At 67.9% G+C, this 13,649-nt stretch carries 15 protein-coding genes; 6 read left to right on the top strand and 9 right to left on the bottom strand.

Annotated features, from left to right (window positions below; genetic code table 11):
• Window positions 1-28 precede the first annotated feature (28 nt).
• From atpD to IEX93_RS02435, 9 genes are read right to left on the bottom strand one after another with little or no spacing between them, the layout of a single operon-like run.
• Window positions 29-700, bottom strand: a complete 672-nt coding sequence (gene atpD / locus IEX93_RS02475; RefSeq protein WP_188846110.1) for a V-type ATP synthase subunit D — start codon at window positions 698-700, stop codon at window positions 29-31.
• A gap of 10 nt (window positions 701-710) precedes the next feature.
• Window positions 711-2,141: a V-type ATP synthase subunit B gene (locus tag IEX93_RS02470; protein WP_188846108.1), complete on the bottom strand. Its 1,431-nt coding sequence runs from the start codon at window positions 2,139-2,141 to the stop codon at window positions 711-713.
• 9 nt (window positions 2,142-2,150) lie between these two features.
• Window positions 2,151-3,887, bottom strand: a complete 1,737-nt coding sequence (locus IEX93_RS02465; RefSeq protein WP_188846106.1) for a V-type ATP synthase subunit A — start codon at window positions 3,885-3,887, stop codon at window positions 2,151-2,153.
• Window positions 3,888-3,899: 12 nt separating this feature from the next.
• Window positions 3,900-4,214: a V-type ATP synthase subunit F gene (locus IEX93_RS02460; protein ID WP_188846219.1), complete on the bottom strand. Its 315-nt coding sequence runs from the start codon at window positions 4,212-4,214 to the stop codon at window positions 3,900-3,902.
• Between the two features lie 2 nt (window positions 4,215-4,216).
• Window positions 4,217-5,188, bottom strand: a complete 972-nt coding sequence (locus IEX93_RS02455) for a V-type ATPase subunit (protein WP_188846104.1) — start codon at window positions 5,186-5,188, stop codon at window positions 4,217-4,219.
• 3 nt (window positions 5,189-5,191) lie between these two features.
• A complete protein-coding gene (locus IEX93_RS02450; protein WP_188846102.1) occupies window positions 5,192-5,758 on the bottom strand; it encodes a V-type ATP synthase subunit E family protein in 567 nt (188 codons plus the stop codon).
• Between the two features lie 54 nt (window positions 5,759-5,812).
• Complete coding sequence (locus IEX93_RS02445; RefSeq protein WP_188846100.1) at window positions 5,813-6,109, bottom strand: ATP synthase subunit C-like protein; 297 nt, start codon at window positions 6,107-6,109, stop codon at window positions 5,813-5,815.
• Between the two features lie 18 nt (window positions 6,110-6,127).
• Window positions 6,128-8,086 carry a V-type ATP synthase subunit I gene (locus IEX93_RS02440; protein WP_188846098.1) on the bottom strand — a complete coding sequence of 653 codons (1,959 nt, stop codon included), beginning with the start codon at window positions 8,084-8,086 and terminating at the stop codon, window positions 6,128-6,130.
• The gene (locus IEX93_RS02435; protein WP_188846096.1) at window positions 8,083-8,397 is read right to left on the bottom strand and encodes a V-type ATPase subunit subunit G family protein; all 315 of its coding nucleotides are present in this window, start codon (window positions 8,395-8,397) and stop codon (window positions 8,083-8,085) included. The genes IEX93_RS02440 and IEX93_RS02435 overlap by 4 nt, the downstream gene beginning before the upstream one ends.
• A 101-nt stretch (window positions 8,398-8,498) precedes the next feature.
• Between IEX93_RS02435 and IEX93_RS02430 the strand changes: the two genes are divergently transcribed.
• From IEX93_RS02430 to IEX93_RS02405, 6 genes are read left to right on the top strand one after another with little or no spacing between them, the layout of a single operon-like run.
• Complete coding sequence (locus tag IEX93_RS02430) at window positions 8,499-9,647, top strand: 23S rRNA (cytosine(1962)-C(5))-methyltransferase (RefSeq protein ID WP_188846094.1); 1,149 nt, start codon at window positions 8,499-8,501, stop codon at window positions 9,645-9,647.
• 4 nt (window positions 9,648-9,651) lie between these two features.
• Window positions 9,652-9,861, top strand: a complete 210-nt coding sequence (locus IEX93_RS02425; RefSeq protein ID WP_188846092.1) for a DUF3248 domain-containing protein — start codon at window positions 9,652-9,654, stop codon at window positions 9,859-9,861.
• Complete coding sequence (locus IEX93_RS02420; RefSeq protein WP_188846090.1) at window positions 9,858-10,217, top strand: DUF3809 family protein; 360 nt, start codon at window positions 9,858-9,860, stop codon at window positions 10,215-10,217. The genes IEX93_RS02425 and IEX93_RS02420 overlap by 4 nt, the downstream gene beginning before the upstream one ends.
• A 21-nt stretch (window positions 10,218-10,238) precedes the next feature.
• On the top strand, window positions 10,239-10,913 hold the full coding sequence (locus IEX93_RS02415) for a metal-dependent hydrolase (RefSeq protein WP_188846088.1): 675 nt from the start codon (window positions 10,239-10,241) through the stop codon (window positions 10,911-10,913).
• Between the two features lie 28 nt (window positions 10,914-10,941).
• Window positions 10,942-11,730 carry a serine/threonine-protein kinase gene (locus IEX93_RS02410; RefSeq protein WP_188846216.1) on the top strand — a complete coding sequence of 263 codons (789 nt, stop codon included), beginning with the start codon at window positions 10,942-10,944 and terminating at the stop codon, window positions 11,728-11,730.
• Window positions 11,730-13,622: an AMP-binding protein gene (locus IEX93_RS02405; protein WP_188846086.1), complete on the top strand. Its 1,893-nt coding sequence runs from the start codon at window positions 11,730-11,732 to the stop codon at window positions 13,620-13,622. The genes IEX93_RS02410 and IEX93_RS02405 overlap by 1 nt, the downstream gene beginning before the upstream one ends.
• Window positions 13,623-13,649: the final 27 nt, after the last annotated feature.

Genomic DNA, 13,649 nt, shown 5'->3' with positions numbered 1-13,649 from the left:
GGGTTTTGCCTTCGCGGGCCCTTTAAGGTTAAAGCCCGGCGCCGATCTCCAGGCCAGGGTTGGGGCGGGCCCCTTCCGCCTCGGCCTCCCGGGCCTCTATCTTGCCCTTGATGCGCTTGAGGCGGAAGGTGTCCTCCCTTTCCCTTTGCTCCAGGACCTGCTGGATGAAGCGGATCTGGGAGCGGATCCCGGGGATCACCACCTGCTCCAAGGCGTTCACCCGGCGGGTGGTCTTCTTGATCTCCTCGCCGATCTTCTTGAGGCGGGTCTCGGTGTTGGCCACCCGGACCAGGGCCTCGGCGTAGCGGCGGAAAGCCCGGGCGGCCTCGAGGGTGTAGGCAGGCGTGCCCACGGGGGAGAGGACCCCGCCTTCGGGGAAGGCCGCCTTCAGCCGCGGCACCCTGCTCCCCCAGACGTTTTCCACCTCCGCCTCCACCCCCTCTAGCGGCGGAACCCCCAGGCCCGCCGCCGCCACGGCCTCGGGCCCGTCAAAGGCCTGGGCCAAGAGGAGGGCCCCGTAGGCCTCCTGGGCCGCCTGGTTCAGGGCCTTCCTGGCCTCCAGGGCCTCCCGCACCAGGCCGAAGAACTCCGCCACCAGGGCGTCCCGTTTCTTCTTGAGGAGGTCCACCCCCTTCTGCGCCAGGCGGAGCTGCCCCCGCCTTTGCAGAAGGTTCATCCGGGTGGGGCTGACCTGGCTCACGGCGCACCCCCTAGACGCTCTGGGCGCCCCAGATCTCCTCCAGCTTCTGGCCGTAGTACTTGCCGATGTGGTCCCTGGAGATCCGCTTGAGCTCGCCCTGGGGCAGCATGGAGAGGAGGGCCCAGGCGATCTGGAGGCTCTCCTCAATGGAGCGGTTCTGCTGCCCCTGGTTGATGAAGTGCCGCTCAAAGGCGTCGGCGAACTGGAGGTAGCGGCGGTCGTTCTCCGTGAGGGCGTCCTCGCCGATGATGGCCACCAGCTTCCTTATGTCCACCCCGTTGGCGTAGGCGGAGTAGAGCTGGTCGGAGACCTGCTTGTGGTCCTCCCGGGTCTTGCCCTTGCCCACGGCGTTGTTCATGAGCCGGGAGAGGGAGGGCAGGGGGTCAATGGGCGGGTAGATGCCCTTGCGGTGGAGCTCCCGGGAGAGCTGGATCTGGCCCTCGGTGATGTAGCCGGTGAGGTCGGGGATGGGGTGGGTGCGGTCGTCGTCGGGCATGGAGAGGATGGGGATCTGGGTCACGCTCCCCTTCTTCCCCTCCACCACCCCGGCCCGCTCGTAGATGGTGGCCAGGTCGGTGTACATGTAGCCGGGGTAGCCGCGGCGCCCGGGGATCTCCTCGCGGGCGGCCCCGATCTCCCGCAGGGCCTCGCAGTAGTTGGTCATGTCCGTGAGGATGACGAGGACGTGGTAGTCGTGCTCAAAAGCCAGGTACTCCGCCACGGTGAGGGCCATGCGGGGGGTGAGGATCCGCTCAATGGTGGGGTCGTCCGCCTTGTTGAGGAAGAGGACGGAGCGGCTTAGGGCCCCGGTGCGCTCAAACTCCTGGATGAAGTAGGAAAGCTCCCTCTGCGTGATCCCCATGGCGGCGAAGACCACGGCGAAGGGCTCCTCCTTCTTCCCTTCCCCGGAGAGGTCCGGGCGCACCGTGGCTTGGCGGGCGATCTGGGCGGCGAGCTCGTTGGCGGGGAGGCCCGAGCCGGAGAAGATGGGAAGCTTCTGCCCCCTCACCAGGGTGTTCATCACGTCAATGGTGGAGATCCCCGTCTGGATGAACTCCTCGGGCTTCCTCCGGGCCACGGGGTTCAAGGGGAGGCCGGTGATGGGCAGGCGCTTCTCAGGGGTGATGGGGGGCAGGCCGTCTATGGGCTTGCCGATCCCGTTGAAGCGGCGGCCCAGCATCTCCTTGGAGACCCCGAGCCGGGCCACGTCCTCCACCAGGCTCACGCTGGTGGTGGCCAGGTCCAGCCCCGTGGTCTCCTCAAAGACCTGGATGACGGCGTACTCCTCGGAGACCTCAATCACCTGGCCGCCGCGCACCCGGCCCGAACCGTCCCTGATGTCCACGATGGCCCCGTAGGCGAGGTCCTTGGCGTTCTCCACGAAGAGGAGGGGCCCGGAAATGTAGGTGACGCCCGTGTACTCCTTCTTCAAGAGGTCCATGCTTCCCTCCTAGGCCAAGGCCTTAAAGGCCCCCTGGATCTCCTTCAAGGCCTCCTCAAAGTAGCCGGGGAACTCCTCCTCGCTCACGTAGCGGGCGCGGCCGATCCGCTCCACCACGGGAAGCTGGAGGATCTCGTCTATGGAAACGCCCCGTTTGATGGCCGCCTCCGCCTCCTGGTAGAAGGTGAGGATCATCTTCATGATCCCGTAGGCCTTCTTCATGGAACAGTAGGCGTCCACCTCGTGGAAGGCGTTTTGCTGCAGGAAGTCCTCGCGGATGATCCGGCCCACCTCAATGACCAGGCGCTCGGCGTCCTGGAGGGCGTCCGGCCCCACCAGCTGGACGATCTCCTGGAGGCCCGCTTCCCGCTGCAAAAGCTCGGAGATGGCGTCCCGGAGCTCGGGGTAGTCCTGGGCCACGTTCTCCCGGTACCAGGGGTCCAGGGCCGAGGTGAAGAGGCTATAGGAGCCGTTCCAGTTGATGGCGGGGAAGTGGCGCCGGAAGGCCAGGGAGGCGTCAAGCCGCCAGAAGGCCCCCACGATCCTCAAGGTGGACTGGGTCACGGGCTCGGACATGTCCCCGCCCGGCGGGGAGACCGCCCCCACGATGGTCACCGCCCCTTCCTCCCCGCCCAGGGTGATGACCTTGCCGGAGCGCTCGTAGAAGGCGGCAAGCCTGGCGGCCAGGTAGGGCGGGTAGCCCTCCTCGGCGGGCATCTCCTCGAGGCGGCTAGAGATCTCGCGAAGGGCCTCCGCCCAGCGGCTGGTGGAGTCGGCCATGAGGGCCACGGAAAGCCCCTGGTCGCGGAAGTACTCGGCGATGGTCACCCCCACGTAGATGCTGGCCTCGCGGGCGGCCACGGGCATGTTGGAGGTGTTGGCGATGAGGACGGTGCGGTGCATGAGGGGCCCCCCGGTCTTGGGGTCGGTGAGCTCGGGGAACTCCACCAGCACGTCCGTCATCTCGTTCCCCCGCTCCCCGCAGCCCACGTAGACCACCACGTCGGCGTTGGACCACTTGGCCAGGGACTGCTGGGTCACGGTCTTCCCGCTCCCGAAGGGCCCGGGGATGGCCGCCGTCCCCCCCATGGCCACGGGGAAGAGGACGTCCAGGATGCGCATCCCCGTGAGGAAGGGGGTGTTGGGGTCAAGCTTCCTTTGCACGGGGCGCGCCCGGCGCACGGGCCAGGTGTGGTACATCTTGAGCTCGGTGCCGTCCTCGAGGATCACCACCGGCTCCTCCACGGTGTACTCCCCGGCGGGCTTCACCTCCTTCACCCGGCCCCGCACGTCCGGGGGCACCAGGATCTTGTGGGTGAAGCTGAACTCGGGCACCGTGCCCAAGACCATACCCCCCCTGACCTCGTCCCCGGGCTTGACCCTGGGGGTCCAGGCCCACTTCTTCTCCCGGTCCAGGGCGTGGACCACCACGCCCCGGGTGATGTAGATCCCCGTCTTCTCCCGGATGCGCTCCAGGGGGCGCTGGATCCCGTCGTAGATGCCGTTTAGCATCCCGGGGCCGAGCTCCACCGCCAGGGGAAGCCCCGTGGAGACCACGGGCTCCCCTACCTTAAGGCCCGAGGTGTCCTCGTAGACCTGGACGAAGGCGGTGTCCCCGTCCAGGCGGATGATCTCCCCCACGAGGCCCTCTTCGCCCACCTTGCAGATATCGTACATGCGGGCCCCCAGCATACCCTTGGCGATCACCGCCGGGCCCGCGATCTTCTGGATCACCCCTTGGATCATCGTCCCTCCATTCTACAGCTTGATGTCAAAGCCGATGGTCCTGCGCACCAGCTCCCGCATGTAGCCCTCCACATCGGGGCTCTGGAAGGCCTCCCGGATCCCGGCGATGGGAAGGAGCACGGGGAGGTCCTTGCCCCTGAGGAGGCGCTCCACCGCCCTCTCGGGCTCGGGGACGAGCCCCTGGTCCACGGCCACCAGGGCGTACCCCCCCTGCTGGACCAAGGCCTCCAGCCGGGCCTTGGCCTCCTCCGGGGAGGCGACCCCGAAGGCCTCGAGGCCCGCAAGCCGGAAACCCAAGGCCGTGTCCGGATCGGCGATCACCGCGATCTTCACGGGCAGGTCACCTCCTCCTCCACCTGGGCCCGGGGCAGGCCGAAGTAGGCCCGGCGGGCCAGAAGCCTAAGGCGCACCGCCTCCCACTCCCGCTCCTTCACGTAGGCCAGGGCAAACCCTGCCCCCAGGGGATCGGTGGCCCCTTTCCTGGCCTCCTTGAGGAGGAGGCAGCGGAGACGGCGCTCCAAGTCCCTTAGGTCCCGCACCCCGGAAAGGGAGGCCAAAGGCGTCCCGGAAAACTCGTCAAAAACAGCGTAGTCCCCCTCCAGAAGCCGGGTGAAGCGCACCCGGTCCACGAAGCGGCCGCCCCGGATAAAAAAGGCCTCGGGGGCCACCTCCTGCCCCTGGAGCTTTAGGGCGGTGCGGAGGTTCTCGGCGTCCACCTCCAGGGCCAGGTAGTCCCTCAAGGCCGGCTCCCCCAGGGCCTTGGCGCTTTTGGCCACGTCCTCAAAGAAGCGCTTGGCGAGAAGCGCCTCCACCCGGGCGAGGTCCTGGGTCTCCCTTAAGACCGCCCTCAAGACGCGGGCCAGGGGGTGGCCGAAGACGGAAAGGGCCTGGGCAATCCCCTGGGCGTCCTGGGCCTCGTAGGCCCGCCGCCACAGGGCCTCGGGCAGGGTCCCGGGAAGGAGGGCCACCTCCTCCAAGGAGCGGCCCGTGGCCTTGGCCCTGAGGAGGGCCTGGAGGTTGGTGAGGTCGGCCCTAAGGAGAAGAAGGCGCACCGCCTCCTTCGCCTCCCCGGAGGCCAGCCGGGCCAGATCCCCCACGAGCCTGGCCTGGGTGCGGAGGACGGCCCGGTCCACGTCGGGAAGCCCCTGTCCGGAAAGCTCCCCGCCGTAGACCGTCTCCGAGAAGAGGCGCAGGAAGTCGGAATAGGGCAGGTCCAGGGCCTCCTGGAAAAAGCTTTCCTTGAGGAGCGTCTGCCGCCTGGCCCGCACCCGGGCGTTCAGGTAGGCGAAATCGTCCGCCATGGCCTAGCCCCAAAGGACCTGGGCCACCCGGGAAGAGAGGGTATCCCAGGCCCGATCCAACCGAGCCTCCAGGTTGTTTTCCACCTGGGTCTTCCCGTCCCCACCCATGACCCGGACCCCCAGGCGCAAGGCGGGGTCCTCCTTAAGGGAAAGGCCCTTCTCCCGGGCCAAGGCCTCCAGGTGGGGCAGGTTCTCCGGGTGGGAGGCCAGGGCCTGGGGGGCGGGAAGGGCGGAGAGGGCCTCCAGGGCCAGCTTCCGCACCACCTCGGGCCACTCGGGCTTTTGGGGAAGCGCCCTTAGGACCTCCAGGGCCTTGGCCTTCACCGCCTCCAGCACCTCCCCCTTGGCCTCGGCGCGCCGCGTGGCCAAAAGGAGCTCCCCGGCGCTTTCCGCCCGGCGGAGGGCCGCCTGGTACTGGGCCTTTAGGGCCCGCTCCTTAGCGGCCAGAAGGGCCTCCGCCTTGGCCTTGGCCTCCTCTTTAAGGGCCTCCGCCTTGGCCTTGGCCTCCTCCAGGATGGACCGGATCTCGGCCTCCACCTCCTGGGTTAGGATGCTTTCCAGTTTGGACATCTCGCCTCCTTAGGGAAAAGGCCCCACCCCCAAAGGGCGGGGCCCAGGCGTCCCTTAGAGCCTGCCGTTCAGGATGATGGCGATGAGGAAACCGAAGATCACCAGGGTCTCGGGCAGGAGGAGGAAGATGAGGGCGGCACCGAAGTTGCTCCGGTCCTCGGCGATGGCCCCCACGCCCGCCGCACCGATACGGGCCTGGGCCACGCCCGCGCCCAGGGCGGCTAGCCCCACCGCAAGCCCCATGCCCACGGCGATGAGCCCCCGGTCAAGCCCAGAGGAGGCCGCCGCCTCTTCCGCCGCCAAAGCCAACGCGCCGAACACCGCAAGAACCAGAACCAGAAGCTTCTTCATCATCCTTCTTCCCTCCCTTTAAGCGCCCTCGCGGACGCTAGCGAACGGCCGGTAAGGCCTGCCGTTCTCCTCGTAGAAACCGAACTTGGTGAAGAACTCCACCCAGATCAAACGGATGGGCTGGAGCATGTGCCCCAAGGTGGTGAGGGCGAGGATGAGAAGGTGCAAAAGCCCCGCCACCGCGATGCCCAAAAGGACTCCGATGAGCCCAAAACGCTCCGCCAGGGCGAAGCCCACATCCGTGAGGAGGCCGGCCAGGATCCCGCCCGCCGCCCCCACGGCGTAGATACGGATGTGGGAGAGGATGTGCCCCGCCTGGGTGAAGATCTCCGGGATCATGAGCCAGATCCGGCTCATGAGGACAGCCACCAAAAAGACCGCAAACCCCAGGTACATGAGACCGCTAAGCCAGCCCGCCTGGAGGTTCCCCAGGTAGGAGGCGGCCAGGGCCAGAACCCCCACGAGCCCGCCCAAATACCCCACCCCCTCCCAGAAGTGGGCCATGTGGCGGTGTTTGAGGCCCAGGTAGGCCCTAAGGAGGAGGCCGTAGAAGACCATCACCACCCCGAAGGCCACGGAAAGGAGGATGAGGAGGTTGGCGGTCTTGGCGGTGTCTATGCGGTGGATCAGGATGGGGATGAGCCCGGGGTGCTCCGGCGTGCCGAAGACCCCGAGGTGCTCCAGGAAGGTGCCGAAGAACTCCCCGTACACCACGCCCCAGAGGACGGTCCAGAAGACCATCCAGTTCAGGATGTAGACCAGCTTGCCGATCACCTGGGGCTTCAGCTTCAAGGCGAAGAGGTCTATGACCAAAGGCTCGTTCCGCTTCACGTAGCCGGAAAGCCACCGCCCCACCAGGTAGAAGAGGAGGGCGTAGCCGATGTCCCCCACGATCATCCCGAACCAGAAGGGGAAGAAGATGGGGACCACCGGCGTGGGATCAAAGGTCCCGTACTTGGGGGTGTTGAGGAAGCTCACCAGGAGTTCAAAGGGCTTGGCCCAAGGGGGGTTGTCCAGGGCCACGGGGATGCGGTCCGCCTCGTGGTGCTCGTCCACCGGCTCAAAGGCGTAGACCACGTGCTCCTTGTGGCGGGCAAGGGCCTCCTCCACCTTGGGCTTGGCCTTCACCGGGACATACCCCAAAAGGGCGAAGCCGAAGCGGCCTGCGGCCAGCTCCTCCAAGGCCTTGAGCCGGGCCACCTCGTCCTTGGCCCGGGTCCAGAGGCTCTTCAGGGTGGGGGCCGACTCCCGGGCCAGCTTGTGAAGCGCCTGCCGCACCTCGGAAAGCTCCTTGGGGGCGGCCTCCGCCCGCTCCCTAAGCCGCCTGGCCGCCTGAGAAAGGGGAAGCTCGCCGTAGGCCCCGGGAAGCCTTAGCTCCGCCACCCCCGCCCGGGAGAGAGCCGCCTTGGCCGCCTCCTGGTCCCGCCGGTGGACCACCAGGAGGGCGGCAAGCCCCTTGGCGTGGGGCTCGGTGGCGAGGATGTAGCGGTCCTCCAGGGCCTTCCTCAGAGCTTCCTCCACCAGGGGAAGCTCCCTTTCCGTGAGGAGGAAGGGATAGACCCGGAAAAAGGGGCTTTGGTCTAGGCCGTGGGCCATGGAGGCAAGCCTTTCCAAAGGCTCCAGGTAAGCCTGGGCCAAAGCGAGCTCCTCCTCCAGCTCCTGCCGCTGGCGGGCAAGCCCCTCGGCGTGGCTCTGGATGGGGGCGAGGGCCTTTAGGGCGGCCTCGAGCCCCTCGGGGAAGGGGCGGGAAGGCTCGGGCTCCTGGCCCAGGAGGGCCAGGGTGTGCTCCGCCCCGGCGGCCACCGTCTCCCACTGCCTAAGCTCCTCCCGCTCCTCCGGGGAAAGCTTGTACTCGGGAAGGACCTCCACCCGGAGGGTCTCCAGGTGGACCACCCCCGCCTGCTGGAGGCTTTGGAGAAGCTCCTTGGCCCGCCCCTTGGGGCCGGCCAGGACCAGCTTCTCCATGGGGGCGATCACGGCAGGACCTCCTTCAGGACCAGGGCCACCGCCTCCTCCAGGCGGGCGAGGCCCCGCTCCTTCACCGCCTTGGCCTCGGCCTCCGCCTTCTCCCGGTACCGGGCGAGGAGGGCCTCGGTCTCCTGGGCCTCCTTCGCCTTGGATGCCTCCTCCAAGGCCTTGGCCTTGGCCTCCGCCTCCTCCAAGAGGGCCTTGGCCTCGGCCTCGGCCCGCTTCAGAAGCTCCTCCGCCTCCTTCTTGGCGGCCTCGAGGCGGGAAAGGAGCTCCTTCTCCTTCTCCGCTAGGCTCTTGATAAGTCCCAAGCCTCCCATCGCCCCTCCCTATGTGAAAAGATGCGCAATCCGCGCCCGCCGGGTATCTTACCGGCCTTAGGGGGCTCCGTCAACCAACCCCGCTTAAGTATACTGAAGCGGTGAGGATTCTCGTCAACGAACGCGGGGCAAGGCGCCTCCTTGCCCGCCACCTATGGGTCTTCCGACGGGACGTGGTCTCGGGGCCCGAGGCCCCCGGGCTTTACCCCGTCTACTGGGGCAAGCGCTTCCTGGCCCTGGCCCTCTACAACCCCCAAAGCGACCTCACGGTGCGGGCCTTCCGCTTCCTTCCCCACCCCGAGCCCAAGGAGGCCCTCCTAGAAAATCTGGACCGGGCCTTAAGGCGCCGCCTTCCCCACCTGGAGGGGGAGCCGGAAGGGGGCTTCCGCCTGGCCCACGCCGAGGGGGACCTCCTCCCCGGGCTCGTGGTGGACTACTACGCGGGCCACGCCGTGGTCCAGGCCACGGCCTACGCTTGGGAGGACCTCCTGCCCGAGGTGGCGGAAAGGCTTAGGCTCCTGGCCCGAAGCGTCCTGGCCAAGAACGACGCCAAGGCCCGGGCCTTAGAGGGGCTTCCCCTCTACGTCCGCCCCCTCCTGGGGGAGGTGCCCGAGAGGGTGGCGGTGAGGGAAGGGCGGGTGCGCTACTGGGTGGACCTCAAGGAAGGGCAGAAAACCGGGGCCTACCTGGACCAGCGGGGAAACCGCATCCTCATGGAGCGCTTCCAAGGGGAAAGGGCCCTGGACGTCTTCAGCTACGCCGGGGGCTTCGGCCTCCACCTGGCCTTGGGCTTCCAGGAGGTGATCAGCGTGGACTCCTCCGCCGAGGCCCTCAAGCGGGCTGAGGAGAACGCCCGGCTCAACGGGCTTTCCCTGAAGACCCTCGAGGCCAACGCCTTTGACCTCCTGAGGGAGCTGGAAAGGGCGGGGGAGCGGTTTGACCTCATCGTCCTGGACCCCCCGGCCTTCGCCAAGGGGAAGAAGGACGTGGAACGGGCCTACCGGGCCTACAAGGAAGTGAACCTGCGGGCCATGAAGCTCCTAAAGCCGCAAGGAGTCTTGGCCACGGCTAGCTGCAGCCACCACATGACCGAGCCCCTCTTCTACCAGATGCTCCTGGAAGCGGCCCAGGACGCCCACCGCGCCTTCCGGGTCCTGGAAAAGCGGGGCCAGCCCTTTGACCACCCCGTCCTCCTCACCCACCCGGAGACCCACTACCTGAAGTTCGCCCTCCTGGAAGCCGTAGACTGAAGGGGTGGAGCGGGACCTCTTGGACACCTTAGGCCAGCACCTGGTCTGGCGGATCGGCCGGGCCGAGGAGGAGGAGGTTTTGGTGGTGCGGGTAGGCCTGGCCTCGGCCACCCCCCGCTTCGGGGAACTCCCCCGGCTTCTCAACGTCTCCGACCTGGAAGCCCGCCGCCTCCTGGAGGCGGGACGGATCCGGGTGGAGTGGGTGGAGGGATGAGGCTAAGGCTTCCCCTCACGGGCCTATCCGGCCTCCCCCTGGAGCTTGCCCTGGAAGGGGAAAGGTTAAAGGGGGTTTTGCGCCAGGAAAACCCGGTACTGGGCCTTTTGGAGCTTCCCTTCGCCTCGAGGCTGGAGGGAAACCGCCTTAAGCCCCTCCCCCTCCCACCCCCCTCCCTCCGGGTGGCGGGCCGGCTCTGGCCCGGGGAGGGGGGCGCGGTGCTGGAGCTGGAACTCAGCCTCTCCCTCCCCCCCGGGGAAAAATGGGGGGAGAGGGCCTTTGGCCGCATCCTGGAAGGCGTCTTTTTCCTCCTTTTGGAGCGCGCCCTTTCCCAAGGGGCCAGACCTCCGGTATAGTGGCCCTTAAAGGAGGTGTCCATGTTGGAAGTCCGGTATCTTGGCCACTCGGCGGTCTGGCTTTCCGACGGGAAGACCAAGGTCATCATAGATCCCTTCCTCACCGGCAACCCCCTGGCGGCGGCCTCGGTGGCGGAGGTGGAGGCCGACCTGATCCTGGTCACCCACGCCCACGGGGACCACTTCGGGGACGCCGTGGCCCTTTCCAAGAAGGGGGGCGTGGTGGTCTCCACCTTTGAGATCGCCACCTACGCCGAGAAGCACGGGGCGAAGAGCGTCTCCATGAATATCGGCGGCACCCACCGCTTTGAGGGGGGCTGGCTCAAGTGGACCCCCGCCTGGCACTCCTCTAGCTTCCCCGACGGCACCTACGGGGGGATGCCCATGGGGGTGGTGGTGGAGCTTGGGGGCAAGCGCATCTACCACGCCGGGGACACGGCCCTCTTCTCGGACATGCGCCTCATCGGCGAGGTGGGCCTGGACCTGGCCTTTTTGCCCATCGGGGACCACTTCACCATGGGCCCCGAGGATGCCCTGAAGGCCCTGGACCTCCTCAAGCCCAAGAAGGTGGTGCCCATCCACTACAACACCCTCCCCCCCATCCAGCAAGACGGGGAGGCCTTCGCCGCCAAGGCCCGGGAAAAGGGCGTGGAGGGGCACGCCCTGAAGCCGGGAGAGGTCTTGGTCCTTGAGTAGGGTAAGCCGCAAGGACTTCAAGCTGGAGATGCTCCTGGGCCTCGGGCAGACGGCCCAGGTCTACCTGGCCCTCGGGCCCAAGGGGGAGCGGGTCGCCCTGAAGATCCCCAAGAAGGAGGTGCGGGAGGACCCCAGGCTTTCCGAGCGCTTCGGGCGGGAGGTCTCCTTCTCCCTCTCCCTCCGCCACCCCCACCTGGTCCGGGGGCTTTGGGGGGTTCCCTTCGGGGAGGAAGCCTTCCTGGCCCTGGAGTACTTCCCCCAAGGGACCCTGGAGGAGAGGCTGCAAAAGGGCCCCCTCCCCCGGGAGGAGGCCCTCAAGGCCCTCCGCCAGGTGGGCGAGGCCCTGGTCTTCCTCCACGGCAAAGGGCTTCTCCACCAGGACGTGAAGCCCTCCAACGTCTTCGTGGGGGAAGGGGGGTACAAGCTCGGGGACCTGGGGACCCTGAGGGCCAAGGAGGACCCCTCCCCCGAGTACGCGGGAAGCCCCCCCTACCTGGCCCCGGAGCTTTTCTTGGGGGAGAGGCCCTCGGAGAAGAGCGACGCCTACAGCTTCGGGGTCATGGCCTACGAGCTTTTGGTGGGCCGGAGGCCCTTCCACGGAAAAACCTTGGAGGCCCTCCGCAACGCCCACCTCCTCCTCCCCCCACCCCCCACCGCCCAGCCCCCCAGGCTGGACCGGGCCCTGAGGGGCCTCCTGGCCAAAAAGCCCGGGGAGCGCCTCTCCGTGGGGGCGTTCTTGGAGCTTCTAGAGGAAAAGCCCCAGGAAACCCTCCCCGAGAAGCCCAAGGGCAGGCGGTTTTTCTTCTGGAGGAAGTGATGGAACCCGTCTGGTACCCCAAGGAGCCCGAAGGGACGCGGCTTTACCGCTTCATGGCAGCCCTGGGCTTTGAAGACTACGGGGCCTTCCACCGCTACAGCGTGGAGGCGCCCGAGGACTTTTACCGCGCCCTTTTCAACCACCTCCCCTTCCCCTGGCGCACCCCCTACGGGAAGGCCATAGAGGGGGGTTTCCCCTTCCCCAAGTTCTTCGTGGGGGGGAGGCTAAACCTGGTGGAGGCCGCCTTGGACCACCCCAAGGAGGCCTTGGCCCTCATCCACGAGACCGAGGACGGCCACCTCCGGGCCCTCACCTACGAGGAGCTCCGGCGGGAGGTGGCCCGGGTGGCGGCGGGGCTAAGGGCCCTGGGGGTGGGGCGGCAAGACCGGGTGGGGATCTGGATGCCCATGGGCCTCGAGGCCGCCACCCTTCTTCTCGCGGCAAGCTGGCTTGGGGCCATCGCCATCCCCATCTTCTCGGGCTACGCCGCCGAGGCGGCGGCGGTGCGGCTAAAGGACGCGGGGGCCAAGCTCCTTGCCGTCCAGGACGGGTTTTTCAGGCGGGGCAGGCGGGTGGAGCTCCTCCCCGAGGCACGGAAGACCCAGGCCCTTTCGGGGACGGAAAAGCTCCTGGTGGTCCAAAGGCTCGGCCTGCCCCTGGAGGCGGGGGAGGTGGCCTACGAGGCCCTTTCCGGGGAGGCCCCGCCCCCAGAGGCCATGGAGAGCATGGCCCCCTTTATGCTCATCTACACCTCGGGGACCACGGGCCGCCCCAAGGGCACGGTCCACTACCACGCGGGCTTCCCCCTGAAGGCGGCCTTGGACCTGGCCCTCTTCTTTGACCTGAGGGAGGGGGACCGGCTCTTCTGGTTCACCGATCTGGGCTGGATGATGGGGCCTTGGGCCATCCTGGGGGGGCTCATCCTTGGGGGCACGGTCTTCCTCTACGACGGGGCCCCCGACCACCCGGGCCCCGAGCGCCTTTGGCGCATGGTGGAGGCCCACCGCATCACCCACCTGGGCCTCTCCCCCACCCTGGTGCGGGCTCTGATCCCCTTCGGGGAAGAGCCCGTGCGGGCCTTTGACCGCTCCTCTCTGAGGGTCTTGGGCTCCACCGGGGAGCCTTGGAACCTCGAGGCCTACCTCTGGTTCTTCCGGGTGGTGGGGGAGGAGGCCTTGCCCATCGTCAACTACTCGGGGGGCACGGAGGTCTCGGGGGGCATCCTGGGCAACGTTTTGGTGCGGCCCATCAAGCCCATGGGCTTCAACGCCCCCGCCCCGGGGATACGGGTGGCGGTTTTGGACGAGGCGGGGAAGCCCGTGCGGGGGAAGGTGGGGGAGCTCGCCGTCCTCAACCCCTGGCCGGGGATGACCAAGGGGTTCTGGCAGGACGAGGCCCGCTACCTGGAGACCTACTTCGCCAAGGTCCCGGGGGTCTGGGTCCACGGGGACCTGGCCCTGGAGGACGAGGAGGGGCACTTCTTCATCCTAGGGCGCTCCGACGACACCCTGAAGGTGGCGGGCAAGCGGGTGGGGCCGGCGGAGGTGGAGACTGCCGCCACCCGCCACCCAGCCCTGAGGGAGGCCGCCGCCATCGGGGTGCCCCACCCGGTGAAGGGGGAGGCCATCGTCCTCTTCGCCGTGCTCCGTCCGGGCTTCGCCCCAAGCCCCGCCCTGGCGGAGGAGGTGGCGGAAAGGGTGGCCGAGGCCTTGGGGAAGCCCCTAAGGCCGGAGAAGGTCCTCTTCGTCCCCGACCTTCCCAAGACCCGAAACGCCAAGGTGATGCGCCGGGTGATCCGGGCGGCCTTTTTGGGCCAGGACCCCGGGGATCTCTCCGCCCTGGAGAACCCGGAGGCGGTGGCGGCCATCCGGGAGGCGGCCCAGGGTGGTTAGGGCGATCTCGCCGAGGTCCTAGCCCTC

This window comes from Thermus composti, from assembly GCF_014647535.1.
GTDB lineage: Bacteria > Deinococcota > Deinococci > Deinococcales > Thermaceae > Thermus > Thermus composti.
This window is presented reverse-complemented; position numbering and strand designations above follow the sequence as displayed.

What these genes read in the sequence shown, in the direction of transcription:
- IEX93_RS02470 (WP_188846108.1), bottom strand. Translation starts at nt 2,141, where the DNA reads ATGGACCTCTTGAAGAAGGAGTACACGGGCGTCACCTACATTTCCGGG.
- IEX93_RS02465 (WP_188846106.1), bottom strand. Translation starts at nt 3,887, where the DNA reads ATGATCCAAGGGGTGATCCAGAAGATCGCGGGCCCGGCGGTGATCGCC.
- IEX93_RS02455 (WP_188846104.1), bottom strand. Translation starts at nt 5,188, where the DNA reads ATGGCGGACGATTTCGCCTACCTGAACGCCCGGGTGCGGGCCAGGCGG.
- IEX93_RS02450 (WP_188846102.1), bottom strand. Translation starts at nt 5,758, where the DNA reads ATGTCCAAACTGGAAAGCATCCTAACCCAGGAGGTGGAGGCCGAGATC.
- IEX93_RS02445 (WP_188846100.1), bottom strand. Translation starts at nt 6,109, where the DNA reads ATGAAGAAGCTTCTGGTTCTGGTTCTTGCGGTGTTCGGCGCGTTGGCT.
- IEX93_RS02435 (WP_188846096.1), bottom strand. Translation starts at nt 8,397, where the DNA reads ATGGGAGGCTTGGGACTTATCAAGAGCCTAGCGGAGAAGGAGAAGGAG.
- IEX93_RS02420 (WP_188846090.1), top strand. Translation starts at nt 9,858, where the DNA reads ATGAGGCTAAGGCTTCCCCTCACGGGCCTATCCGGCCTCCCCCTGGAG.
- IEX93_RS02415 (WP_188846088.1), top strand. Translation starts at nt 10,239, where the DNA reads ATGTTGGAAGTCCGGTATCTTGGCCACTCGGCGGTCTGGCTTTCCGAC.
- IEX93_RS02410 (WP_188846216.1), top strand. Translation starts at nt 10,942, where the DNA reads ATGCTCCTGGGCCTCGGGCAGACGGCCCAGGTCTACCTGGCCCTCGGG.
- IEX93_RS02405 (WP_188846086.1), top strand. Translation starts at nt 11,730, where the DNA reads ATGGAACCCGTCTGGTACCCCAAGGAGCCCGAAGGGACGCGGCTTTAC.